Source organism: Ramlibacter sp., assembly GCF_035655895.1.
In the GTDB taxonomy this organism is placed as follows: Bacteria; Pseudomonadota; Gammaproteobacteria; order Burkholderiales; family Burkholderiaceae_C; genus Ramlibacter.
On the sequence record NZ_DASRTN010000006.1, the window covers coordinates 15,258 to 36,544 of the forward strand.

General features: G+C 69.8%; 23 protein-coding genes. 11 read left to right on the forward strand and 12 right to left on the reverse strand.

Annotated elements, in window-relative coordinates:
- Window positions 1-12: 12 nt before the first annotated feature.
- From VFE82_RS03195 to VFE82_RS03210, 4 genes are all read right to left on the reverse strand, one after another.
- Complete coding sequence (locus VFE82_RS03195; RefSeq protein WP_324998797.1) at window positions 13-1,389, reverse strand: alpha/beta fold hydrolase; 1,377 nt, start codon at window positions 1,387-1,389, stop codon at window positions 13-15.
- Window positions 1,390-1,465: 76 nt separating this feature from the next.
- The gene (locus VFE82_RS03200) at window positions 1,466-2,581 is read right to left on the reverse strand and encodes an acyl-CoA dehydrogenase family protein (protein ID WP_324998798.1); all 1,116 of its coding nucleotides are present in this window, start codon (window positions 2,579-2,581) and stop codon (window positions 1,466-1,468) included.
- 11 nt (window positions 2,582-2,592) lie between these two features.
- The gene (locus tag VFE82_RS03205; RefSeq protein ID WP_324998799.1) at window positions 2,593-3,774 is read right to left on the reverse strand and encodes an acyl-CoA dehydrogenase family protein; all 1,182 of its coding nucleotides are present in this window, start codon (window positions 3,772-3,774) and stop codon (window positions 2,593-2,595) included.
- Window positions 3,775-3,823: 49 nt separating this feature from the next.
- A complete protein-coding gene (locus tag VFE82_RS03210; protein ID WP_324998800.1) occupies window positions 3,824-4,498 on the reverse strand; it encodes a YceH family protein in 675 nt (224 codons plus the stop codon).
- 27 nt (window positions 4,499-4,525) lie between these two features.
- On the opposite strand from VFE82_RS03210, the gene purN reads away from it, so the two are divergent.
- The 3 genes from purN to VFE82_RS03225 all read left to right on the forward strand — a co-directional run bounded on the left by purN (window position 4,526) and on the right by VFE82_RS03225 (window position 7,745).
- Window positions 4,526-5,113 carry a phosphoribosylglycinamide formyltransferase gene (purN, locus tag VFE82_RS03215; RefSeq protein ID WP_324998801.1) on the forward strand — a complete coding sequence of 196 codons (588 nt, stop codon included), beginning with the start codon at window positions 4,526-4,528 and terminating at the stop codon, window positions 5,111-5,113.
- Between the two features lies 1 nt (window position 5,114).
- Entirely contained in the window at window positions 5,115-6,383 is a 1,269-nt protein-coding gene (locus VFE82_RS03220) for an RsmB/NOP family class I SAM-dependent RNA methyltransferase (protein ID WP_324998802.1), read from the forward strand.
- A gap of 147 nt (window positions 6,384-6,530) precedes the next feature.
- Window positions 6,531-7,745, forward strand: a complete 1,215-nt coding sequence (locus VFE82_RS03225; RefSeq protein ID WP_324998803.1) for a DesA family fatty acid desaturase — start codon at window positions 6,531-6,533, stop codon at window positions 7,743-7,745.
- Window positions 7,746-7,799: 54 nt separating this feature from the next.
- Here VFE82_RS03225 and VFE82_RS03230 read toward each other — a convergent pair whose 3' ends face one another.
- The 4 genes from VFE82_RS03230 to rpmB all read right to left on the reverse strand — a co-directional run bounded on the left by VFE82_RS03230 (window position 7,800) and on the right by rpmB (window position 9,373).
- Window positions 7,800-8,279 (reverse strand): RidA family protein, encoded by a 480-nt coding sequence (locus tag VFE82_RS03230; RefSeq protein ID WP_324998804.1) that lies wholly within the window; start codon window positions 8,277-8,279, stop codon window positions 7,800-7,802.
- 59 nt (window positions 8,280-8,338) lie between these two features.
- Window positions 8,339-8,776 carry a YciI family protein gene (locus VFE82_RS03235; protein ID WP_324998805.1) on the reverse strand — a complete coding sequence of 146 codons (438 nt, stop codon included), beginning with the start codon at window positions 8,774-8,776 and terminating at the stop codon, window positions 8,339-8,341.
- Window positions 8,777-8,951: 175 nt separating this feature from the next.
- Window positions 8,952-9,122, reverse strand: a complete 171-nt coding sequence (gene rpmG / locus VFE82_RS03240; protein WP_013902511.1) for a 50S ribosomal protein L33 — start codon at window positions 9,120-9,122, stop codon at window positions 8,952-8,954.
- 17 nt (window positions 9,123-9,139) lie between these two features.
- A complete protein-coding gene (gene rpmB, locus VFE82_RS03245) occupies window positions 9,140-9,373 on the reverse strand; it encodes a 50S ribosomal protein L28 (RefSeq protein ID WP_013902510.1) in 234 nt (77 codons plus the stop codon).
- Between the two features lie 253 nt (window positions 9,374-9,626).
- Here rpmB and VFE82_RS03250 point away from each other — a divergent pair, with 253 nt between their 5' ends.
- The gene (locus VFE82_RS03250; RefSeq protein ID WP_324998806.1) at window positions 9,627-9,854 is read left to right on the forward strand and encodes a sulfurtransferase TusA family protein; all 228 of its coding nucleotides are present in this window, start codon (window positions 9,627-9,629) and stop codon (window positions 9,852-9,854) included.
- Window positions 9,855-9,901: 47 nt separating this feature from the next.
- Here the strand turns inward: VFE82_RS03250 and galU are convergent, their stop codons facing one another.
- Window positions 9,902-10,789, reverse strand: a complete 888-nt coding sequence (gene galU, locus VFE82_RS03255) for a UTP--glucose-1-phosphate uridylyltransferase GalU (protein WP_324998807.1) — start codon at window positions 10,787-10,789, stop codon at window positions 9,902-9,904.
- 103 nt (window positions 10,790-10,892) lie between these two features.
- On the opposite strand from galU, the gene VFE82_RS03260 reads away from it, so the two are divergent.
- Window positions 10,893-11,879, forward strand: coding sequence for an NAD(P)-dependent oxidoreductase (locus tag VFE82_RS03260; RefSeq protein ID WP_324998808.1), 987 nt, complete (start codon window positions 10,893-10,895; stop codon window positions 11,877-11,879).
- Between the two features lie 33 nt (window positions 11,880-11,912).
- Here VFE82_RS03260 and VFE82_RS03265 read toward each other — a convergent pair whose 3' ends face one another.
- Window positions 11,913-12,974, reverse strand: a complete 1,062-nt coding sequence (locus tag VFE82_RS03265) for a CDP-6-deoxy-delta-3,4-glucoseen reductase (protein ID WP_324998809.1) — start codon at window positions 12,972-12,974, stop codon at window positions 11,913-11,915.
- A 48-nt stretch (window positions 12,975-13,022) separates the two neighbouring features.
- On the opposite strand from VFE82_RS03265, the gene VFE82_RS03270 reads away from it, so the two are divergent.
- The 6 genes from VFE82_RS03270 to pdeM all read left to right on the forward strand — a co-directional run bounded on the left by VFE82_RS03270 (window position 13,023) and on the right by pdeM (window position 18,639).
- On the forward strand, window positions 13,023-13,970 hold the full coding sequence (locus VFE82_RS03270) for an SDR family oxidoreductase (protein ID WP_324998810.1): 948 nt from the start codon (window positions 13,023-13,025) through the stop codon (window positions 13,968-13,970).
- A 34-nt stretch (window positions 13,971-14,004) separates the two neighbouring features.
- Window positions 14,005-14,895 (forward strand): acetylglutamate kinase, encoded by an 891-nt coding sequence (gene argB / locus VFE82_RS03275; protein WP_324998811.1) that lies wholly within the window; start codon window positions 14,005-14,007, stop codon window positions 14,893-14,895.
- Between the two features lie 100 nt (window positions 14,896-14,995).
- Complete coding sequence (locus tag VFE82_RS03280) at window positions 14,996-15,697, forward strand: response regulator transcription factor (RefSeq protein WP_324998813.1); 702 nt, start codon at window positions 14,996-14,998, stop codon at window positions 15,695-15,697.
- A gap of 47 nt (window positions 15,698-15,744) precedes the next feature.
- Entirely contained in the window at window positions 15,745-17,115 is a 1,371-nt protein-coding gene (locus VFE82_RS03285) for a sensor histidine kinase (RefSeq protein ID WP_324999891.1), read from the forward strand.
- A 145-nt stretch (window positions 17,116-17,260) separates the two neighbouring features.
- Window positions 17,261-17,917 (forward strand): nucleoid occlusion factor SlmA, encoded by a 657-nt coding sequence (gene slmA / locus VFE82_RS03290; RefSeq protein ID WP_324998814.1) that lies wholly within the window; start codon window positions 17,261-17,263, stop codon window positions 17,915-17,917.
- A gap of 35 nt (window positions 17,918-17,952) precedes the next feature.
- Window positions 17,953-18,639: a ligase-associated DNA damage response endonuclease PdeM gene (gene pdeM, locus VFE82_RS03295; protein ID WP_324998815.1), complete on the forward strand. Its 687-nt coding sequence runs from the start codon at window positions 17,953-17,955 to the stop codon at window positions 18,637-18,639.
- Here pdeM and VFE82_RS03300 read toward each other — a convergent pair.
- Complete coding sequence (locus VFE82_RS03300; protein ID WP_324998816.1) at window positions 18,636-19,691, reverse strand: malate/lactate/ureidoglycolate dehydrogenase; 1,056 nt, start codon at window positions 19,689-19,691, stop codon at window positions 18,636-18,638. The genes pdeM and VFE82_RS03300 overlap by 4 nt on opposite strands.
- A 2-nt stretch (window positions 19,692-19,693) precedes the next feature.
- Complete coding sequence (locus VFE82_RS03305; RefSeq protein WP_324998817.1) at window positions 19,694-21,208, reverse strand: altronate dehydratase family protein; 1,515 nt, start codon at window positions 21,206-21,208, stop codon at window positions 19,694-19,696.
- Window positions 21,209-21,287 lie beyond the last annotated feature (79 nt).

Consider the following 21,287-nt stretch of genomic DNA (forward strand, 5'->3'; position numbering starts at 1 on the left):
CCCCGCCCGGCTTCAGTACGTCAGTTCCAGCACGGTGACCCGGTTCTCCGCGACCGGCCAGGTGCGGCCCACGACGCGCTCGCCGTTGAACTCCGCCGCGATCGTCCTCGGCGCGCCCGCCGGCCGCAAGCGTGAGCTCGACACCCCGGCGCCGGGCAGCGCCCCGGGCGGCGGCGTCTGGCCGTCGAAAGCCATCCGGTCACGCGTCGGATCCAGGTAGCCGCGCGGGCGGTTCAGGATGGCCAGGGCGGGCGCCGCCTTGTCGGTTTCGGCGATGCGCTCCGGCCGCAGGTTGAGCAGCGCGGTCGACCGCGGGAAGGGGCTGCGGTAGACGTGCGTGGTGGCGTAGCCGGGGGCGGTGACCACGAACTCGTAGCGCTCGCGGCCGTCGGCCCGGAACGGTCCCCAGCGCCCGTCGGCACCGACGGTCTGCACATGCACCGGTGCGCCGCGCCGCCCGCCCGTCGCGGGATCGATGGCGAACACCTCCAGCCGCGCGCCGGGCAGCGGCAGGTTGTTGGAGAAGCTGCCCGAGGCCGGATCGGTGGACGAGACCCCGAGCCCGGTGATCTTTCCCGACAGCGAGACGAGCGCTTCGGGCGTGATGGCGGCGGACGGCGCACGGCCGGTGATGAAGCGGTGCATCGCCTCGAAGGCGGCCGGCGAGAACGAGGTCTCGCGGTGGTCGATGCGCGGGATCACCACGTTGGTCGCACCCTTCAACTCCGGCCCGGCGAACGTCACGTTGGTGGGCTGGCCGCGGCGCCCGATCCACACGCCGTCCGGCTGCGCGAACTTGTCATTGCTGTCGGAGCGGATGGTCATCCACTTGACCGGCCCCGCCACCTCGTCGCCGGCGGTGTTCTTCGGTGCGTTCAGGGCCTTCAGGAACGGGCCCGTCCCGTTGAACTCGCTGCCCGGCAGGTAGTCCGGCAGCGACCAGACGCCGTGGTTGGGCGTGCCGCCCAGGATCGCGTGGCTCACGACGCGGTCGCCGCCGCCGTTCTGGATGTAGTTGCGCACCGCGTAGCCGCCGCGCGAGTTCGCCACCAGGACGACCTGCCTGGCGCCGGTGGCCTGCAGCACCTTCTGGACTTCGTCACGCAGGAACGCCATGTGCTCGGCAGTCGACGTGCGTCCCGGCTGCGCGCGGGCATCGTCCTCGCGTGCCAGCGGATACGGCACGTCGATCGCGTGCAGGCGCTCGCGCGGCCAGCCGTTGGACTCGAATCGCCACAGTGTGGATTGCCAGATCGAGGCGCTGTCGCCATTGCCGTGGACGAACACGATCGGGGGCATTTCCTGCATCCGGGGCGACGTGGGCGTGGCGCAGGCGGCCAGCAACAGGGTCGTGGTGGTGGCGGCGAGCAGCTCGCGGCGGCGGGGCATGGGGTCTCCTTCGTGCTTGGAAAAGAAAACGCCCGCGGCGGGTGCCGCGGGCGTGGAGGTCAGGGCGCGGCCGGGCTCACGCGAACACGCCGGCGGTGTCCTGCATGCGCGCGGACACCTCGCCGAGGTGGTGCAGCGTGTCGCCGAAGGTCAGCTCCATCTGGGTGAGCTTCTTGAAGTAGTGGCTGCCGACATACTCGTCGGTGACGCCGATGCCGCCATGCAGCTGCACGGAGTTCTGGCCGACGAAGCGCATCGACGTGCCCAGCTGGTACTTGGCGCGCGCCAGGGCGCGTCGGCGCTCCTCCGCCGGCGCATTGAGCTTCAGGCTGGCGTAGTAGCTCATCGAACGCGCCAATTCCTGCTGCATCTTCATGTCGGCCATGCGGTGCCGCAGGGCCTGGAAGCTCGCGATCGGCACGCCGAACTGCTTGCGGGTGTTCATGTACTCGGCCGTGAGCGCCATGGTCTTGTCGATCACGCCCACCGCCTCGGCGCACAGGCTGGCGATGCCGATGTCCACCGCGTGCTCCAGCGCCGCCAGGCCGTCCTGCGCGACCAGGGTGGCGGGCGTGTTGGCGAAGGTGACTTCAGCCGCCCGGCTGCCGTCCATGGTGACGTAGCCGCGCGCGTCCACGCCCTCCGCCTGCCGTTCGACCAGCAGCAGGACCATCCCGCCGGCGGTCATCGCGGGCACCAGGAAGGCGTCGGCCTGGTCGCCGGCGGGGACCAGGCTCTTGGTGCCGCTCACGGCCCAGCCGCCACCCTGCTGCGTGGCCTGCGCCTCGCAGCGGTCGAGGCGCCAGCGCGCCTTGCGCTCCTGGTGGGCCAGCACGACAAGGGCTTCGCCGCCGGCGATCTTCGGCAACCACTCGCCCTTGACGGCGTCGTCGGCATAGCCGTTGACCACGCCACCGGCGACCAGCGCCTGCGCCAGCGGCTCCAGCACGATGCCGCGGCCCAGTTCCTCCAGGACCACCATGCCCTCGACCGGGCCCATGCCCATGCCGCCGTGCTCCTCGGGGATGTACAGGCCGGCCAGCCCCAATTCGGCCAGCTCGCCGTAGGTCTTGCGATCGAAGCCGCCGGCGCGCACCGCCGCGCGGCGACGCTCGAAGTCATAGCTGCGCTCGACCCACTTGCGGACCGCGTCGCGCAGCTGTTCCTGGTCGTCGGAAAAGTCGAAATCCATGTCTTGTCTCCTCAGCCCAGGACGGTCTGCGCCACGATGTTGCGCTGGACCTCGTTGGAGCCGCCGTAGATCGTGGTCTTGCGCATGTTGAAGTAGGTCGCCGCCAGCGGCGCGAGCGCGACGGAGCCCCCCGGGAAGTCGCCCTGCCAGCCGGCCTCCATGGCCTCCAGGATGAACGGCACGCTGTAGGCGCCGCCTGCCAGCATCATCAGCTCGGTGTAGCGCTGCTGGATCTCGCTGCCGCGGATCTTCAGCAGGCCGGCGATGTCCAGCGAGTTCTTGCCCGATTTCTCGGCCGACAGCACGCGCAGCACCAGCATCTCGAGCGCCACGACGTCCACTTCGAGCTTGGCGATCTCGTCGCGGAAGCGGGTGTCCTCGTACACGCCCTCGGCCTTGGCGATGCGCTTGAGGCGCTCGAGTTCGCGCTTGGCGCGGTTGACGTCGGCGATGTTGGTCCGCTCGTGCGACAGCAGGTGCTTGGCGTACGTCCAGCCCTTGTTCTCCTCGCCGATCAGGTTCTCGGCGGGGACCTCGACGTTGTCGAAGAACACCTCGTTCACCTCGTGGCCGCCGTCCAGCATGATGATCGGGCGCACCTGGATGCCGGGCGATTTCATGTCGATCAGCAGGAACGAGATGCCGGTCTGGGGCTTGCCTTCGGTGCTGGTGCGCACCAGGCAGAAGATCCACTCGCCGTACTGGCCGAGCGTGGTCCAGGTCTTCTGTCCGTTCACGATGTACTTGTCGCCCCGGCGCTCGGCGCGGGTCTTGAGCGAGGCCAGGTCCGAGCCGGCGCCCGGCTCGCTGTAGCCCTGGCTCCACCACACCTCGCCGCTGGCGATCCCGGGCAGGAACCGCTTGTGCTGCTCGGCATTGCCGAACGCCATGATCACGGGCGCCACCATCACCGGGCCGAACGGCACGATCCGCGGCGCGCCAGCGAGCGCGCACTCTTCCTCGAACAGGTGCTTTTGCACCGCGTTCCAGCCGGGGCCGCCGAACTGCTTGGGCCAGCCGTAGCCCAGCCAGCCCTTCTTGCCCAGGATCTTCGCCCAGCGCTGCATGTCGTCGCGCGTGAGATGCAGGCTGTTGTGGACCTTGTGGGCGATGTCCTGCGGCAGGTTCTCGCGCACCCAGGCGCGGATGTCTTCCCGGAACTTCTGTTCCTCGGGGGTGAAGGCCAAATCCATGGGGGATCTCTCCGGTGTTCGGTGCAGGCGGATTTCTAGCACGCTCGTGCTATCCAGGGTGTCCAAGTCGTGACAAACCGAGCTGCTCCTGCAAGGCTTGCACGATCTCGCGCAGCTGCGCGACGTCGCTTTCCAGCGCATCGAGGCGCGCCTGGAGCCCGGCCGGGGCCGCGGCGCCAGCTCGGGCGGGATCGGCCGCCGGCGGCTCCTCGGTCGGCGCGCCGACCGGCCCGGACAGCAGGTGGGCCCAGCGCTGCTCGCGCGCGCCGGGCGCCCTCGGCAGCCGCACCACGAGCCGGCCCCCCTTGTCGTCCGAGCGCTCCTCCAGTTCCACCAGGAAGGCCTCGACCGACGAGATGTCGGCGAACCGGTGCCAGCGCTCGGCGTTGATGCGCAGCTCGCCCGCGGTCTGCGGGCCGCGCAGCATCAGCAGGCCCAGCAGGGCGGCCGACTGGTCGGGCACCCCGTAGGCGCGCTGGAAGTTGTGCTCCCAGCGGGCGACGCGGCTGCCGCTGGACTCGACCGCCAGCGCCAGCCGCTTGAGCTCGTCCAGGGCGCCCTGCACCTCGGCTTCGGACAGGTTCATCGCCGGGTCGCGGCTGCTTTTCTGGTTGCAGCCGGCCACGACCGCGTTCAGGGACAGCGGGTAGCTGTCGGGGACGGTGCGGGCCTTTTCCATGAGCGTGCCGAGCACGCGCGCTTCGATCGGGGACAGGGGACGCATGAGGGGGTGGGGATAATCGCGGGCTGGATGAAGAACATCGTGATTCTGATCTCGGGCGGCGGCTCGAACATGGCGGCTCTCGTGCGCGCGGCCCGGCAGGGCGGTTGGCGCGAGCGGCTGGGGGCGCAGGTCGCCGCGGTCATCAGCAACCGGCCCGACGCCGGCGGCCTGGCCTTGGCCCGCGAGCAGGGGATTCCTGCCGAGGTGGTCGACCACAAGGCCTACGAGGGACGCGAAGCCTTCGAGGCCGACCTGGCGGCCGCCATCGACCGGTATGCGCCGGCGCTGGTCGTGCTGGCGGGCTTCATGCGCATCCTCACGCCGACCTTCGTGGGCCGCTACGCCGGCCGGCTCGTCAACATCCATCCCTCGCTGCTGCCGGCCTTTCCGGGTCTGCACACGCACCGCCGCGCGCTGGAGGCCGGGTGTCGCGTCGCCGGCGTGACCGTCCACCTCGTGACGGCCGAGCTGGACCACGGGCCGATCCTCGAGCAGGCGGTCGTGCCAGTGCTGCGGGGCGACACGGAGCAGAGCCTGGCTGCCCGCGTGCTGACGCAGGAACACATCATCTACCCGCGCGCCGTCGAGGCGCTGCTGCGGCAGGAAGGACGCTGACATGCACCCAAGAGCCTTGCTCGACGCGTGCGCCGACCTGTTGCAGCAGGTGCTCCGGCTGGAGCATCCTGCCGACGCCGTGGTCTCACGCTACTTCCGCGAGCACCGTGCAATGGGCCCGCGCGAGCGCGCCACCCTGGCCGAGACCGTCTACACGGTGTTGCGCAAGAAACTGCTGTTCGAGCACCTGGCGCCGTCGGGCAGTGGGCCCAAGCCGCGCCGGCTGGCGATCCTCGGCTTCCACGGGCCGCGGGACTTCCTGCGCAGCGCCCTGGACGAGCAGGAAAAGCGCTGGCTCGACCAGTGCGACGCCATCGACCCGCGTGATCTGCTCGAGCGCCATCGCCACAACCTGCCCGAATGGCTGGTGCAGCCGCTGAAGGACCAGCTGGGGGACGAGTTCTGGGCGCTGGCAGAGAGCCTGAACCAGCCAGCTCCGCTGGATCTGCGCGTGAACATGCTGACCGACAAGCGCGATGACGTGCGCCAGGAGCTGCAGCGCGCCGGCTTGCCGTCCGAGCCGACCCCGTACTCCCCTTGGGGGCTGCGGCTGGAGGACAAGCCCGCGCTGACCCGGCTGGAGGCCTTTACCCGAGGCGCCATCGAGGTGCAGGACGAAGGCTCGCAACTGCTGTCGCTGCTGCTGGAGGCACGACGCGGCGAGATGGTGGTGGATTTCTGCGCCGGCGCGGGCGGCAAGACGCTGGCCATCGGTGCGGCGATGCGCAACACCGGGCGCCTGTATGCGTTCGACACCTCGGCCCACCGGCTCGATGCACTGAAGCCGCGCCTGGCGCGCAGCCAGCTCAGCAACGTCCATCCGGCCGCCATCGCGCACGAGCGCGACGAGCGCATCAAGCGGCTGGCCGGCAAGATCGACCGCGTGATCGTCGATGCGCCGTGTTCCGGCCTGGGCACCTTGCGGCGCAACCCCGACCTCAAGTGGCGCCAGTCGCCCCAAGCGGTGCAGGAGATGACGATCAAGCAGGCGGCCATCCTGCGCAGCGCGGCCCGGCTGCTCAAGCCTGGCGGGCGGCTCCTCTATGCCACCTGCAGCGTGCTGCCCGAGGAAAACGAGCAGATTGCGCAGGCCTTCACGGCCGAGCATGGCGAGTTCGAGGTGCTGCCCGTGGCAGGGTTGCTGGACGGCCTGAAGGTCGCACCGGACGGGCTGGCCAGCGGCGGCGCCGCGGGTGGCGACTACCTGCGGCTGTGGCCCCACCGCCACCGCACCGACGGCTTCTTTGCCGCCGCTTGGCTCAGGCGTTGACGCGCGTCAACGAAACATCACCGGTCCGGCGGTGAAAGCGACCCCGATAACACGAAATGACGCGTTTGCGGAACCCTTGCCCCTAAAATGGATCGAACGGGGTGCAGGGTTGTCTGCGCCTTCTTACCCGAGAGACTCCAAAACCGTATGTTGCTTCCCGACTGGGCCGTGCTGAACGCGGCGATCGACTGGCTGGGCCATGGCCTGTGGCACCTGTCCTGGTGGCAGATCGTGCTGTACACGCTGGCCACCACGCACGTGACGATTGCCGCGGTCACGATCTTCCTGCACCGCACCCAGGCGCACCGCGCAATGGACCTCGGTCCGATTCCCTCGCATTTCTTCCGTTTCTGGCTGTGGCTGGGCACCGGCATGGTGACCAAGGAATGGGTTGCGATCCACCGCAAGCACCACGCCAAGTGCGAGACCGAGGACGATCCGCACAGCCCGCAGACGCGCGGCATCGAGACCGTGCTGTGGCGCGGCGCCGAGCTGTACCGGGCCGAGGCGAAGAACAAGGAGACGATGGCGAAGTTCGGCCATGGCACTCCGGACGACTGGATGGAGCGCAACGTCTACTCGCGCTACAGCTGGCAGGGCGTGGGCCTCATGCTGATCCTGGACCTGGCCCTCTTCGGAGCCGTCGGCGCCGCCGTCTGGGCGGTGCAGATGCTGTGGATCCCGATCACGGCCGCCGGCATCATCAACGGCATCGGCCACTACTGGGGCTACCGCAACTTCGAGGCGCCGGACGCCAGCACCAACATCTCGCCCTGGGGCCTGATCATCGGCGGCGAGGAGCTGCACAACAACCACCACACCTACCCCACGTCCGCCAAGTTCTCGGTCAAGAAGTACGAGTTCGACATCGGCTGGGCCTACATCTCCCTGATGCAGCGCATCGGCTGGGCCAAGGTGAAGAAGGTGCCGCCGAAGCTGCGCCTGGGCGCGATCAAGCCGGTCGCCGACGAGAAGACCCTGGAAGCCCTGATCGCCCACCGCTACGAGGTGATGGCCGGCTATGCTCGCGAGATGCGCCGTGTCTGCAAGGCGGAGATCGACCTGCTGAAGGAAAAGCAGGCCGACCTCTCGCCCCTGAAGGCGGCCCGCCGCTGGCTGCACCGTGACGACGACAAGGTGCCGGCGGCTGCCCGTGTGCAGCTCGAACAGGCCCGCGCCGCGCATCCGGTGCTGGACAAGATGGTCACCATGCGCGAGGAACTGCGCCAGATGTGGCTCAACACGTCGCAGTCGCGTGAGCAGCTGGCGGCCGACCTCCAGGCCTGGTGCCACCGCGCCGAGGCCAGCGGCATCGACGCGCTGCGGCAATTTTCGCTGCGCCTGCGCGCGGCCCACGCCTGACGACAAGGCTCGAACCGCCTCCACGAAAGCCCCGCTCGCGGGGCTTTCTGCTTTTCAGGCGGGTCGCACCCGAACCGTCATCTCGAGCTCGACCGACGCGTTCTTGGGGAGCTGGTGGACGCCGACCGATGTGCGCGTGTGGACGCCGGCGGGGCCCAGAACGCTCTTGAGCAGGGCGGAGGCGGCGTCGGCCACTTCGCTCTGCTGGGTGAAGGTGTCCGCCGATTGCACGTAGACGCCCACCCGGAGCACGCGGGCGATGCGGTCGAGGCTGCCGAGCTCGCGTTGCAGCAGCACCAGCCCGCGCACGGCGCAGATGCGGGCCGCCGTGCGCGCCTCCTCCAGGCTGGTGGCGGCGCCCACCCGGCCGGTGATGACGACCGACTGCCCGACGCGCGGCACCTGGCCACTCACCCAGGCGGTGTCTCCCTCCAGCAGCACGGGCGCGTAGTCGCCACCTTTGACGATCTCGCCGTCGAACCGATGGCCCAGTTCGGCGATGCACTGGGCCAGGCGCTGGTCGGAGGTGCTCATGCCGGGATCATGCCGCAACCCTCGACTTGAGGCGCAGCAGTGGGAAAGAATGCCGCCACTCAGGCCAATGGGTTGGCCTGGGCGGCCACCTCAGCGCGCAGCCGCTCCTCCTGCTCACGCAGCTCGGGGGTCAACGCCTCACCGAAGTCCTCGACGTCGAAGACCTGACGGATCTCGATCTCGGAGTCGCCGGGCATCGGATTTGGGCAGCGCCTGGTCCAGTCGATGGCCTCCTGCAGCGAGGCGCATTTCCAGATCCAGAAGCCTGCGATCAGCTCCTTCGTCTCGGTGAACGGCCCGTCGATGACGGTGCGCTGCGAACCCGAGAACCGCACCCGAGCGCCCTTCGAGCTGGGATGCAGGCCTTCGCCGGCCTGCATCACGCCCGCCTTGACCAGCTCCTCGTTGAACTGGCCCATCGCCGCCAACAGCTCCTGGCTGGGCATCACGCCCGCCTCGCTGTTCGCGTCTGCCCTGATCATGACCATGAATCGCATGTCGGTCTCCTTGTCTGGCCGTGGAGCGATCGTGCTCCACCTGGACGACGACCGAGCGTCGCCGGAATCGACACCCGCGATGCGTTGGCCCAAGAAAAAAGCCCCGCGGGGCGGGGCTTTCGGCTCCCCGCCAGGGCGGGGGACGAGCTGCGGGCGCCGGGGCGCCCGGCTGGCGTCACTTGAGCTTGGTTTCCTTGTACTCGACGTGCTTGCGAGCCTTGGGATCGAACTTCATGATCGAGATCTTCTCGGGCATGGTCTTCTTGTTCTTGCTGGTCGTGTAGAAGTGCCCGGTGCCCGCGGTGGACTCCAGCTTGATCTTTTCGCGTCCGCCTTTGCTAGCCATGGTGGTGCTCCTTGCGATTAGGCCTGGCCGCGGGCCCGCAGGTCCGCCAGCACGCTGTCGATGCCGTTCTTGTCGATCAGGCGCAGCGCGGCGCTCGAGACACGCAGGCGCACCCAGCGGTTCTCGCTCTCGACCCAGAAACGGCGGTATTGCAGGTTCGGCATGAACCGGCGCTTGGTTTTGTTGTTGGCGTGGGAAACGTTGTTCCCGACCATCGGGCCCTTGCCCGTGACGTCGCAGACGCGTGCCATGAAGCACTCCAATTGAAACGGCGGCCACTGCCGGCCAGGACGCCCAGCGTCGTGGCCTCGCGACTCGCCTCACCTCGCCAGGTGGGGTGGCGGTAACCCTTGCCGCCCTGCCAGGCGGCTTGTTCTGCCGGTCAGCCTTCCCAGGCTGCGGCGGCAAAGCCAAAGATTATACCCCGCGGGGAAGGCCTGGCGCCTTCCGTCGCCGCCGTCACGTCGGGCGGCCTAGAATCCGGAAGACCCTCGCCAGGAAGCCATGCACATCGACAAGGAAATCGACACCCGCGGCCTGAACTGCCCGCTGCCCATCCTGCGGGCCAAGAAGGCGCTGACCGACATGACGACCGGCCAGCTGCTGCGGGTGGTGGCCACCGACCCCGGTTCGCTGCGCGACTTCCAGGCATTCGCCCGGCAGACCGGCAATGAACTCGTCGAGCAGCAGCAGCTCGGCGAGGAGATCGTGCACGTGCTGCGTCGGCGCTAGCGCGGCGGCGCTCGCCGGTCGGGCGCAGTGCCGCCGGGCCGCGGAACTCAGAACTTCAGCGCGCGCAGGTATTCGCGGAAGTCGGGCCCGACCTGCTGGTGCTTGAGCGCCAGGTCGACTGTCGCCTCCAGGAATCCTTGCTTGCTGCCGCAGTCGTAGCGGCGGCCGTCGTACTCGAAGGCATGGACGCCTTCGGTGTCGATCAGGCGCGCGATGCCGTCGGTCAGCTGGATCTCGCCGCCAGCGCCGCGCGGGTTGGTGCGGATCATGTCGAAGACGGACGGGGTCAGGATGTAGCGGCCCGCCACGCCCATGCGCGAGGGCGCCTCGTCCGGGTTGGGCTTCTCGACCATCCGGTTGACCTTGGTCAGGCGCTGGTCGACGCGGTCGCCGGCCACGATGCCGTAGCGCTTGACGTGCTCGCGCGGCACTTCCTGCACCGCCAGGATGCAGGTGGGAGTCCGGCTGAACTGCTCGACCATCTGCCCCGTGACCGATTGGCCGCCGTCCTTGCCGCACATCAGGTCGTCGGCCAGCAGCACGGCGAAAGGCTCGCTGTCCACCAGCGGCTCGGCGCACAACACCGCGTGGCCGAGGCCGAGCGCGCGCGGCTGCCGCACGAACGAACAGAACATGTCCGACGGCGTCAGCGAGTGCAGCAGCTCCAGGAGATCGTCCTTGTGACTGGCTTCCAGCTCGTGCTCGAGCTCGTAGGCGGTGTCGAAATGGTCTTCGATGGCGCGCTTGTTGCGGCCGGTGATGAAGATCATGTGCCGGATGCCGGCCTCGTAGGCTTCCTCGACCGCGTACTGGATCAGCGGCTTGTCGACGACGGGCAGCATCTCCTTCGGCTGGGCCTTGGTGGCCGGCAGAAAGCGGGTGCCAAGGCCGGCCACTGGGAAGACCGCCTTGTTGATCCTTGTGACATTTTTCATCGACTGGAGAGGGTTTCCTGGATAGAGTGTGCGCAGTTTTTCACGTCCATCGCGTCTCATCCTTTCGCAACGGCTGATATCACTGTCGGACAAGGCCGCATCCGTGGACATCTTACTGGTCGAACGCCTGGTTCCCGAAGCGCTGGGCTGGCTACGGGAGCGCCATTCGGTCGACGTGCGGCCGGAGCTCGCAGCCGATCCGGCCGCCCTGCGAAAAGCGCTCTACAACGCCAGGGCGGTTGTCCTGCCGCGCAAGCTGGTCGTCACCAGCGAGTTCCTCGATTTCGCCCCCGTGCTGGAGGCCGTCGCCCGCCTGCACGTGGGCACCGACAACACCGACCTCGAGGCCTGCCGCCAGCGCCAGGTGCGGGTCATCCACGCCAGCACCGCCAACGTGCGCTCCAATGCCGAATACCTGCTGGCCAGCCTGCTGCTGCTGTTCCGGCGCGGGATCGGCTCGGCTCTCAGCGGCGAGCGACACGCCGAAGCGCGGCTCGGGCGTGAACTGAACGGCAGCGTGATCGGCATCCTGGGCCTGGCGCCTACCGCCCACGCACTGGCGCTGATGCTGCATTCCCTGGGCGCGAAGCTGATCGGTTATGACCCTGCGGTCCACCACACCGCTGCCGTCTGGCCGCGGTTGCACATCCAGCCGGTCGGTCTGCCGGAGCTGCTCAGCCATGCCGATGCGGTGTCGGTGCAGGTGATCTACGGCTCGCGCTACCAGGGCTTCATCAACGACCACCTGCTGGCGCATTGCCGGCAGGGGCAGATCTGGGTGGGGATCAGCCGGTCGCAGCTGTTCGATGCGCAGGCGTTCGCCCGGGCGCTGGGCGACGGCCGGATCGAGGCCGCCATGCTCGACGGCGCGGAAGACGGCTTCGCCTCCCGCGGCTCGCCACTGCACGACTGCACCAACCTCTTCCTAACGCCGCGCCTGGGTTCGTACACCCGCGAGGCGCGGTTGCGGGCAAGCTGGTACGTGGCGCACCGCATGCACGAAACCCTCACGGCGCAGCGCAACGGCGCTGCCGAGCCGGTTCCCAGCGGCCTGATGGACCTGGACAGCGGCCGCATCCGCGCCCACTGAGCACGGGCGCCGCCGAAGGGCGACGCGCGCGGGTCAGCTTCCCTGGTCGCGGTGCTTGTCCGCTTCCGTGGTGAAAGCGTCGGCGTAGAACTCCTCCGGCGGCAGCTTGGCACGGTCGCTGTACTCGGCACGGGCTGAATCCACCACGATGGGCGCGCCACAGGCATAGACCTGGTGGCCCGACAGGTCGGGAAAGTCCTCCAGCACCGCCTTGTGCACGAAGCCCGTGCGGCCGGTCCAGTTGTCTTCGGGCGTCGCGTTCGACACCACTGGCACGTACGTCAGGTTGCCCATCTCGCCGCACCGCGCGCGGATCCAGTCGTCCAGATAGAGGTCCTCGGGACGGCGGCCACCCCAGTAGAGCGTGGCGGGCCGGTCGATCCGCTTGGCCTGCATGTGCTCGATGATTGCCTTGATCGGGGCGAAGCCGGTGCCCGATGCCAGCAGGATCATCGGCTTGCTGGAATCCTCGCGCAGGAAGAAGCTGCCGTACGGGCCTTCCACGCGCAGGATCTCCTTTTCCTTCATCGCGCCGAACACGTGGTCCGTGAACTTGCCACCGGGCATGTGCCGCACGTGCAGCTCCAGCCCGGGGCCGTTGTGCGGCGCATTGGCCATCGAGTAGCTGCGGCGCGAGCCGTCGCGCAGGATGAATTCGACGTACTGGCCCGCATGGAAGCGCATGGTGTCGTTGGCCGGCAGCTGCAGCCGGATCACCATCACGTCGTGCGACTTCTTCTCCAGCGCCAGCACCCGCGCCGGCATCTTCTTGATCGGAAAGGCGCTCTCGTCGGTGACCTGGCGCGACTCGAGCACCACGTCGGACAGGGCGACCGCGCTGCACGTGAGCACGTACCCGGCGGCTTCCTCTTCGGCGCTCAGGGCCTTGCTCTGGTGCGAGCGGTGCACCACCTGGCCCTCGAGCTTGCGGCACTTGCACGAGCCGCAAGCGCCGTCCTTGCAGCCGTAGGGCAGGCCGATGCCCTGGCGGATGGCCGCCGCGAGCAGGGCTTCGTCGGCGTTGGCGCTGAAGGCACGGCCGCTGGGCTGCACCGTCACCTGGAAGGGGCCTGCGGTGGCCTCGGTGGGGGTCATGTCTTGTGTATCCTCGGGGAGCTCGTCGTCACTCCAGCAGCAGGGATTTTGCCTTCAAACCAGAGCCCCCTCGGCGCGCGGCCAGCGCGCTTTCGCCGGCAGCGCGTGCTGATCGTGGGGTGCGGCGATGTCGGCCTGCGCGTGGCGGGAGCGCTGCCGGCAGGGATGCAGGTGCTCGCGCTGACCTCGACCGCGACGCGGGTGCACCAGCTGCGCGCGCGGGGCATCACGCCGCTGCTGGGAAACCTGGACCGGCCGGCCTCCCTGGCCCGGCTGGCCGGGCTGGCCACGCGTGTCGTGCATCTGGCGCCGCCACCCGCCGGAGGCCCTGCCGGTTCCGACTGGTGGCGCGATCCGCGCACCACCGCGCTGCTGCGATCGCTGCGCCCCCGCACGCCGCCGCAGGCGATCGTCTACGGTTCGACCAGCGGGGTGTACGGCGACTGCGGTGGCGGGTGGGTCACCGAGGCACGCGCCGTGGCGCCACGCACCCCGCGGGCGCAGCGCCGGGTCGATGCCGAAGCGGCCGTGCGGCACTTCGGCCGGGCCGCGGCGGTGCGTGCCACGATCCTGCGCATCCCGGGGATCTACGCCGCCGACCGCGAAGGCGGCACGCCCCGCGAGCGGCTCCTGCGCGGCACGCCGGTGCTGCAGCCGCAGGACGACGTGTACACCAACCACATCCACGCCGACGACCTGGCGCGTGCCGTGGTCGCGGCGCTCTGGCGCGGGCGTCCGCAGCGCGTCGTGCATGCGAGCGACGACACGCAGCTGAAGATGGGCGACTACTTCGACCTGGCCGCCGACCTGTACGGGCTGCCGCGGCCGCCGCGGGTGGCGCGCAGCACGGCCCAGGATGCGCTGCCGCTCATGCTCCTGAGCTTCATGAGCGAGTCGCGCCGTCTCGACAACAGCCGGCTCAAGCGCGAGCTGCGCGTGGCGCTGCGCCATCCCACCGTGCACAGCGGGCTTGCGGCGGGACGACCGGCGCCCTGAGGCACAATTTGCGGACCCTTTTGCCGTCCGTTCCATGACCGACATTCCCCAGATCGCCCCGCGCGACAAGGCCGAGATCCTGGCCCAGGCGCTGCCCTACATCCGCAAGTTCCATGGCAAGACCATGGTGATCAAGTACGGCGGCAATGCAATGACCGACCCGGAGCTGCAGGCCGACTTCGCCGAGGACGTGGTGCTGCTCAAGCTGGTGGGCATGAACCCGGTCGTGGTCCACGGCGGCGGCCCGCAGATCGAGCAGGCGCTCAACCGGCTGGGCAAGAAGGGCGAGTTCATCCAGGGCATGCGCGTCACCGACGCGGAGACCATGGAAGTCGTCGAGTGGGTGCTGGCCGGCGAGGTGCAGCAGGACATCGTCGGCCTGATCAACCAGGCCGGTGGCAAGGCCGTCGGCCTGACCGGCCGCGACGGCGGCATGATCCGCGCGCGCAAGCTGAAGATGGTCGACAGCAAGGACCCGACGAAGGAGCACGACGTCGGCCAGGTGGGCGACATCATCGCCATCGATCCGGCGGTGGTGAAGGCGTTGCAGGACGACCAGTTCATTCCCGTCATCAGCCCGATCGGCTTCGGCGAGGAGAACGAGAGCTACAACATCAACGCCGACGTGGTGGCGGGCAAGCTGGCCACCGTGCTCAAGGCCGAGAAGCTGGTGCTGCTGACCAACACGCCCGGCGTGCTGGACAAGCAGGGCCAGCTGCTGACCGACCTGACCGCCCGCGAGATCGACGACCTGTTCGCCGACGGCACCATCTCGGGCGGCATGCTGCCCAAGATCAGCGGCGCGCTGGATGCCGCGCGCAGCGGCGTCAACTCCGTCCACATCATCGACGGCCGCGTGCCGCATTCGATGCTGCTCGAGATCCTCACCGAGCAGGCCTACGGGACGATGATCCGTTCGCGGTGATCCCGTGCCAGCGACCGCCATGTCGATGACCTTCGCCTGCCGGTGGGGCGCTGCCTGCGCCGCGGCGCGGGCGCGCGGCTGAACGGCGGAGGGGAGGCCGATGCGCCTGCTGCTCGTCGAGGATGACGTGATGGTCGCCAGCGGCATCAAGCTGGGGCTGTCCGACGCCGGCTACGCGGTCGACTGGGTGGGCAGCGGCGAGCGCGCCGAGGAAGTGCTGCGCACCGAGGTGTTCGACGCCGCCATCATCGACATCGGGCTGCCGCACATGGACGGCCTGGAGCTCACGCGCCGGCTGCGCAAGCCCGAGATGTCGAGCCAGAAGATGCCCGTGCTGATCCTCACCGCGCGCGACGCGCTGCAGGACCGGGTACAGGGCCTGGACCTCGGCGCCGATGACTACATGATCAAGCCGTTCGAGCTGCCCGAGCTGCTCGCCCGGTTGCGCGCGCTGCTGCGCCGGTCCCAGGCCGCCACCAGCGCCGTCCTGAGCTTCGGCCCCATCGAGCTGGACACCGCCAACCGGCGCGCCAGCGCCCACCGCAACGGCCAGAGCATCCCGATCGAGCTCGGCCCGCGCGAATGGACCGTCATGGAGTACCTGCTGATCCACGCGCCCAAGCCGGCCAGCAAGGACAAGCTGCTGCAGGCCCTGACCGGCTGGGACAAGGAGATCACGCCCAACGCGGTCGAGGTCTACATCTCCCGCCTGCGAGGCAAGCTCGAGCCGCACGGCGTGGCCCTGCGCTCGATCCGCGGTTTCGGCTACCGGCTCGAGCTGCAGCCCGCCGCGGCACCGTGATCCGCTTCCACGACGGACGCCGCGCCGAACTGCCGGGTTCCCGGCAGATGCTGTCGGGCCTGCGGCGGCGGCTGCTGGTGATGCTGCTGCTGCCGCTGGTCGCGCTGGCCCTGGTCAATGCGTGGTTCGACTACCGCTCGGCCGACAACGTCGCCCTGCAGCAGGACAAGCGGCTGGCGGCGCTGGTGCCGCTGCTGGCCGATTCGCTGATCGGCGAAGGGCTGCGCCGGACCGACCCGCCGGTGCTGCTGATGGCGCCGGTGCTCGAAGCCTTCTTCAACGACCGTCCGGGCTTCGCCGGCTTCGCCCTCACCGACGCCGATGGCAAGCTGATGCTGGGCGAGGCCTGGCTGGCGGACATCGCTCCGACCACGCCGGAGGCGGTGTTCCACAGCGAAGAGCACGCCGGCGTCACCTGGCGGATCGTCCAGCAGCGCCAGCAGACCGTCGTCGGGGAGGTGGTCGTGACCATTGCCGACGGATCGGATCCGCGCCAGCAGTGGGCCCGCTCGATCGTGCTCAAGGTACTGCTGCCCAACCTGGTGCTCATCGCGGCCGCCGCCTTCGCGGTCGGCTGGGCGGTCGAACGCGCGCTCAAGCCGCTGCTGGACCTGAAGGACGCCGTCGAGCGGCGCTCGCCGCGCGACCTCAGCGCCCTGGACGAGACCGGCTCGCCCGAGGAGGTGCGGCCGCTCGTGCGGTCGCTCAACCGCCTGTTCGGCCTGGTGAACGCCCAGGCCGAAAGCCAGCGCCGGTTCGTGGCCGATGCCGCCCACCAGTTGCGCACGCCGCTGGCGGGGCTGCAGTCGCAGGTGGAAGCGTGGGCACAGGCCGCCAGCAGCGCCAGCGCCGACGGCATGCTGTCGCTGCGCACCGAGCAGGTCCACAAGCTGCGCGGGGCGACCCGCCGCACCACCCAGCTGGCCAACCAGCTGCTCGCGTTGTCGCGGGCCGACGCGCGGACCATGCAGGCGCAGCCGATGCAGCGGGTCGACCTCAAGTCGCTCTGCGAGACCATCCTGGAGAGCCACCTCGACGCGGCCAGCGCCAAGGGGATCGACCTCGGCCTGGACACCCAGGCAGTGACCGTGATGGGCCACGAGTGGCTGCTGCGCGAGCTGCTGTCCAATCTGGTGGACAACGCCGTGAAATACACCCCGGAAGGCGGCACCGTCACGATCCGCTGCGCCGCGCTGGACGGCCGGGTCCTGCTCGAAGTCGAGGACGACGGGCCCGGTGTTCCGGAGGCTGAACGCGGGCGGGTGCTGGAGCGCTTCTACCGGGTCCAGGGCACCAAAGGCGAGGGCAACGGGCTCGGATTGGCGATCGCCCAGGAGATCGCACGGGTGCACCACAGCCAGCTGGAACTGCAGGCGGGTGCGGCCGGCCACGGACTGCGCGTGCGTGTTGTGCTGTAGCCACGTCCGCATCGCTGCGCGGGCACGACGCGCGGGGTGTGGTAAGTGCGCACTTGGTCCGCAACCCGCATGTTGCCGTGACACCACCCCTCGGAGGCTGCCCATCGGTGTGCGAGAATGGCCTCAACCCATCCATCGCCAAGCCATGACCGACGCCGAGATCAGCATGCCCGCCAATCCCGTTGCCGCCGAGGGCGCCTCGCCCTCGCGCAAGCGGCCCAAGCCGGGCGAGCGGCGCGTGCAGATCCTGCAGGCGCTCGCGATGATGCTGGAGCAGCCGGGCGCCGAACGCATCACCACCGCCGCGCTGGCCGCCCGGCTGGAGGTGAGCGAAGCCGCCCTCTACCGCCATTTCGCCAGCAAGGCCCAGATGTTCGAGGGCCTGATCGAGTTCATCGAGCAGAGCGTGTTCAGCCTGGTCAACCAGATCCAGGAACGCGAGGCGGCGAACGGCCAGCCCGAGAGCGGCAGCCGCCAGGCCGCCCGCATCGCCGCCATGCTGGTGCAGTTCGCCGAGAAAAACCCGGGCATGACCCGGGTGATGGTGGGCGACGCGCTGGTGTTCGAGAACGACCGGCTCCAGCAGCGCATGAACCAGTTCTTCGACAAGATCGAAGCCACGTTGCGGCAGTGCCTGCGCGGTGCCGGCGAGCAGCCGTCCGCCACGCCGACCGTCGATGCGCAGGTGCGGGCGTCCATGCTCACCGCTTTCCTGGTCGGCCGTCTGCAGCGCTTTGCCCGCTCGGGCTTTCGCCGCAGCCCGTCGGAGCACCTGGAAGCCAGCCTGGCCTGCATGCTGTAGGCCAGGTGTCCGCGGCCCCGGCCGCCAGTCGTCCGATGCTGCGCATTTCCCTGGCCGGCGAGGAAGCCGTGCTGCATCCCAGCGGTGCGATGTTCCTGCCGGAGCACCACACCCTGCTGGTCGCCGACGCCCATGTCGGCAAGGCCGTCAGCTACCGCAAGCTGGGCGTCCCCGTGCCCGAGGCGACCACCGGGGCGACGCTGCAGGCGCTCACCGACGCCCTGGTGCAGACCGGCGCGCGGCGCCTGGTGTTCCTGGGGGACTTCCTGCACTCGGCCCGGTCCCACGCGCCCGCCACTCTGGCCGCGCTGGACGGCTGGCGCGACCGCCACGCCACCATCGAGCTGACCCTCGTGCGCGGCAACCACGATGACCGTGCGGGCGACCCGCCGGCCCGGCTGGGCATCCGCGCGGTCGACGAGCCGCTGTCCCTCGGCCCGTTCGCGCTGCGCCACCATCCCGAGCCGGTGGGCGGCGCCTATGTGCTGGCCGGGCATTGGCACCCGTGCATCAGCATCCGGGGGCGCGCCTTCGAGCGGCTGCGGCTGCCGTGCTTCTGGCTCGGCGACGACAGTGGCGAGCTGCCGCCACGGGCCGTCGGCGTGCTGCCGGCCTTCGGCAGCTTCACGGGGATGCACCGCATCGAGCCGGGGGCCGGCGACCGCATCTTCCCGGTTGCCGAGGGCGTGGTGCGGGCCCTGCCCGCGCTGCCGGTGGCCTAGACGGCGGCGCCCACCTTCGCGCCCGCGGCCACGATCTCCGCCCAGGTCGCCTCGTCGACGGCGATGCCCTCGCGGCCACGCTGGGCGCGCGCGGCCCGCTCGGGCTCCCCCGCGAGCCGGACCCCGGGCGTGCCGGGCGACGGCGGGCTCTGCCGCAGCCAGTCGACGAAGGCCAGTGCCTCCTGGCCGAAGCTGTCGGCCGTGCCCAGCCGCTGCGGATCGATCAGGATGGTGAGCATGCCGTTGAGGACGGCCCGGCTGTTGTCGGCCTTGCGGTGCCAGGTGCCCCCGCCGGTGAGCGCGCCGCCGAGCAGCTCGCAGGCGATCGCCAGCCCGGAGCCCTTGTGCTCGCCGAAGGGCATCAGGGCGCCGTAGCCGCCCTTGGCCTGCGGCACCACGACCACGCCGGGATCGGTGGTCGGGCGGCCATCCTCGTCGATGAGGGTGCCGGGCTCGACCTGCTTGCCCTGGTTGTGGGCCACGCGCATCTTGCCCTGGGCGACCCGGCTGGTGGCGAAGTCGAGCACGAACGGTTCGCGGCCGCGCAGCGGCACGCCGATGCAGCAGGGATTGGTGCCGAAGCGGCCGTCGCCACCCTGCCAGGCGGCGACCACCGGCCGGGACAGCACGTTGACGAAGTGGATCGACACCAGCCCGCGCGCGACCGCCATCTCGGCGAAGTGGCCGATGCGCCCGAGGTGGTGCGCCTGCGCAAGCGCGAAGATGCAGCTGCCGGATTGCCCGGCCCGGTCCATCGCGAGCTGCATCGCCTGCTCGCCGACGACCTGGCCGTAGCCACGGCAGCCGTCCAGCGCCAGCAGGGCGCCGGCATCCAGCGTCACCTTCACGGCGGTGTTGGGCTTGAGGCCACCTTCCAGCACGGCGTCGACATAGCGCGGCACCATGCCGACGCCGTGCGAGTCGTGCCCGGAGAGGTTGGCCAGCACGAGGTTGGCGGCGACCTTGGCCGCTTCGCCGTCGCTGCTGCCCGCGGCGCGCAGGATGGTGGCGACCCGCGCCTGGAGGTCGGAGGCCTGGAGCGTGATGGCCATGGTCACATCACCGCCCCGACCTGCCACGGCACGAACTCGTTCTGCCCGTAGCCGTGCTTCTCGCTCTTGCTCGGCTCGCCGGACGCCGTGGCGAGCACCAGGCGGAAGATGCGCTCGCCCATGGCCTGGATGGAGGCCGCCCCGTCGATGATCTCGCCGCAGTTGATGTCCATGTCCTCTTCCTGGCGCTGCCAGAGCGCCGTGTTGGTGGCCAGCTTCAGCGACGGCGAGGGCGCGCAGCCGTAGGCCGAGCCGCGGCCGGTCGTGAAGCAGATCATGTTGGCGCCGCCGGCCACCTGGCCGGTCGCGCTGACCGGGTCGTAGCCTGGCGTGTCCATGTAGACGAAGCCGTGCGCCGTCACGGGCTCGGCGTATTCGTAGACGGCCTGCAGGTTGGTCGTGCCGCCCTTGGCGACGGCGCCGAGCGACTTCTCCAGGATGGTGGTGAGGCCGCCGGCCTTGTTGCCCGGCGACGGGTTGTTGTTCATCTCGCCCTGGTTGGCCCGGGTGTACTCCTCCCACCACTTGATTCGCGAGATCAGCTTCTCGCCGACCTCGCGCCGCACCGCGCGCCGGGTGAGCAGGTGTTCGGCGCCGTAGACCTCCGGCGTCTCCGACAGGATGGCCGTGCCGCCGTGGGCCACCAGCAGGTCGACCGCCGCGCCCAGCGCCGGGTTCGCGCTGATGCCCGAGTAGCCGTCCGAGCCGCCGCACTGCAGGCCGATGGTGATGTGTTCTGCGCTGCACGATTCGCGCCGCACGCGGTTGGCCTGCGGCAGCATGTCCTTGACCAGCGCGATGCCCCGTTCGACCGTCTTGCGGGTGCCGCCCGCATCCTGGATGTTGAACACGCGCAGCGTCTCGCCTTCGCGCAGGCTGGAGTGCGCGAGCCAGGCGTTGATCTGGTTGGCCTCGCAGCCCAGTCCGACCACGATCACGCCCCAGAAGTTGGCGTGGGTGGCGTAGCCGGCCAGCGTGCGCTCCAGGATCTGCATGCCCAGCCCCTGCGTGTCCATGCCGCAACCGGTGCCGTGGGTGAGGGCCACCACGCCGTCGATGTGGGGGTAGTCGGCCAGTGCGGCGGGGTTGGTCTGGCGCGAGAAGTGGTCGGCGATGGCGCGCGCGGCGGTGGCCGAGCAGTTCACGCTGGAGAGGATGCCGATGTAGTTGCGCGTGGCCACCCGGCCGTCCGCGCGCCGGATGCCCATGAACGTGGCCTGCTGGCGCGCGGCGTCGGGCTTCACGTCGGCGCCGAAGGCGTAGTCGCGCTCGAAGTCGGCCATCGCGAGGTTGTGCGTGTGCACGTGCTCGCCCGGGGCGATCGGCTGGCTCGCGAAACCGATGATCTGGTTGTAGCGGCGCACGGGTTCGCCGGCCGCGATGGCGCGGACGGCCACCTTGTGGCCCGGCGGCACGAGCCCGCGCACCGTGACGTTCTCGACGGTGGTCCCGCCCACCAGCTGCGAGCGGGCGATCAGGACATCGTCCTGCGGATGAAGGCGGATGAAGGGCGTCATGCGGCCTCCGCGCGCGCTGCCGGGGCGCCGGTCGCCTGCGGGACGGCAGGACTGCTTGGGGTGGACAGGAAGGAATGCA

Excerpts from the sequence above, each read along its gene's own strand:
- VFE82_RS03195 (WP_324998797.1), bottom strand. The coding sequence starts at position 1,389 with ATGCCCCGCCGCCGCGAGCTGCTCGCCGCCACCACCACGACCCTGTTG.
- VFE82_RS03200 (WP_324998798.1), bottom strand. The coding sequence starts at position 2,581 with ATGGATTTCGACTTTTCCGACGACCAGGAACAGCTGCGCGACGCGGTC.
- VFE82_RS03205 (WP_324998799.1), bottom strand. The coding sequence starts at position 3,774 with ATGGATTTGGCCTTCACCCCCGAGGAACAGAAGTTCCGGGAAGACATC.
- VFE82_RS03210 (WP_324998800.1), bottom strand. The coding sequence starts at position 4,498 with ATGCGTCCCCTGTCCCCGATCGAAGCGCGCGTGCTCGGCACGCTCATG.
- purN (WP_324998801.1), top strand. The coding sequence starts at position 4,526 with ATGAAGAACATCGTGATTCTGATCTCGGGCGGCGGCTCGAACATGGCG.
- VFE82_RS03220 (WP_324998802.1), top strand. The coding sequence starts at position 5,115 with ATGCACCCAAGAGCCTTGCTCGACGCGTGCGCCGACCTGTTGCAGCAG.
- VFE82_RS03225 (WP_324998803.1), top strand. The coding sequence starts at position 6,531 with ATGTTGCTTCCCGACTGGGCCGTGCTGAACGCGGCGATCGACTGGCTG.
- VFE82_RS03230 (WP_324998804.1), bottom strand. The coding sequence starts at position 8,279 with ATGAGCACCTCCGACCAGCGCCTGGCCCAGTGCATCGCCGAACTGGGC.
- VFE82_RS03235 (WP_324998805.1), bottom strand. The coding sequence starts at position 8,776 with ATGCGATTCATGGTCATGATCAGGGCAGACGCGAACAGCGAGGCGGGC.
- rpmG (WP_013902511.1), bottom strand. The coding sequence starts at position 9,122 with ATGGCTAGCAAAGGCGGACGCGAAAAGATCAAGCTGGAGTCCACCGCG.
- rpmB (WP_013902510.1), bottom strand. The coding sequence starts at position 9,373 with ATGGCACGCGTCTGCGACGTCACGGGCAAGGGCCCGATGGTCGGGAAC.
- VFE82_RS03250 (WP_324998806.1), top strand. The coding sequence starts at position 9,627 with ATGCACATCGACAAGGAAATCGACACCCGCGGCCTGAACTGCCCGCTG.
- galU (WP_324998807.1), bottom strand. The coding sequence starts at position 10,789 with ATGAAAAATGTCACAAGGATCAACAAGGCGGTCTTCCCAGTGGCCGGC.
- VFE82_RS03265 (WP_324998809.1), bottom strand. The coding sequence starts at position 12,974 with ATGACCCCCACCGAGGCCACCGCAGGCCCCTTCCAGGTGACGGTGCAG.
- argB (WP_324998811.1), top strand. The coding sequence starts at position 14,005 with ATGACCGACATTCCCCAGATCGCCCCGCGCGACAAGGCCGAGATCCTG.
- VFE82_RS03280 (WP_324998813.1), top strand. The coding sequence starts at position 14,996 with ATGCGCCTGCTGCTCGTCGAGGATGACGTGATGGTCGCCAGCGGCATC.
- VFE82_RS03285 (WP_324999891.1), top strand. The coding sequence starts at position 15,745 with ATGCTGTCGGGCCTGCGGCGGCGGCTGCTGGTGATGCTGCTGCTGCCG.
- slmA (WP_324998814.1), top strand. The coding sequence starts at position 17,261 with ATGACCGACGCCGAGATCAGCATGCCCGCCAATCCCGTTGCCGCCGAG.
- pdeM (WP_324998815.1), top strand. The coding sequence starts at position 17,953 with ATGCTGCGCATTTCCCTGGCCGGCGAGGAAGCCGTGCTGCATCCCAGC.
- VFE82_RS03300 (WP_324998816.1), bottom strand. The coding sequence starts at position 19,691 with ATGGCCATCACGCTCCAGGCCTCCGACCTCCAGGCGCGGGTCGCCACC.
- VFE82_RS03305 (WP_324998817.1), bottom strand. The coding sequence starts at position 21,208 with ATGACGCCCTTCATCCGCCTTCATCCGCAGGACGATGTCCTGATCGCC.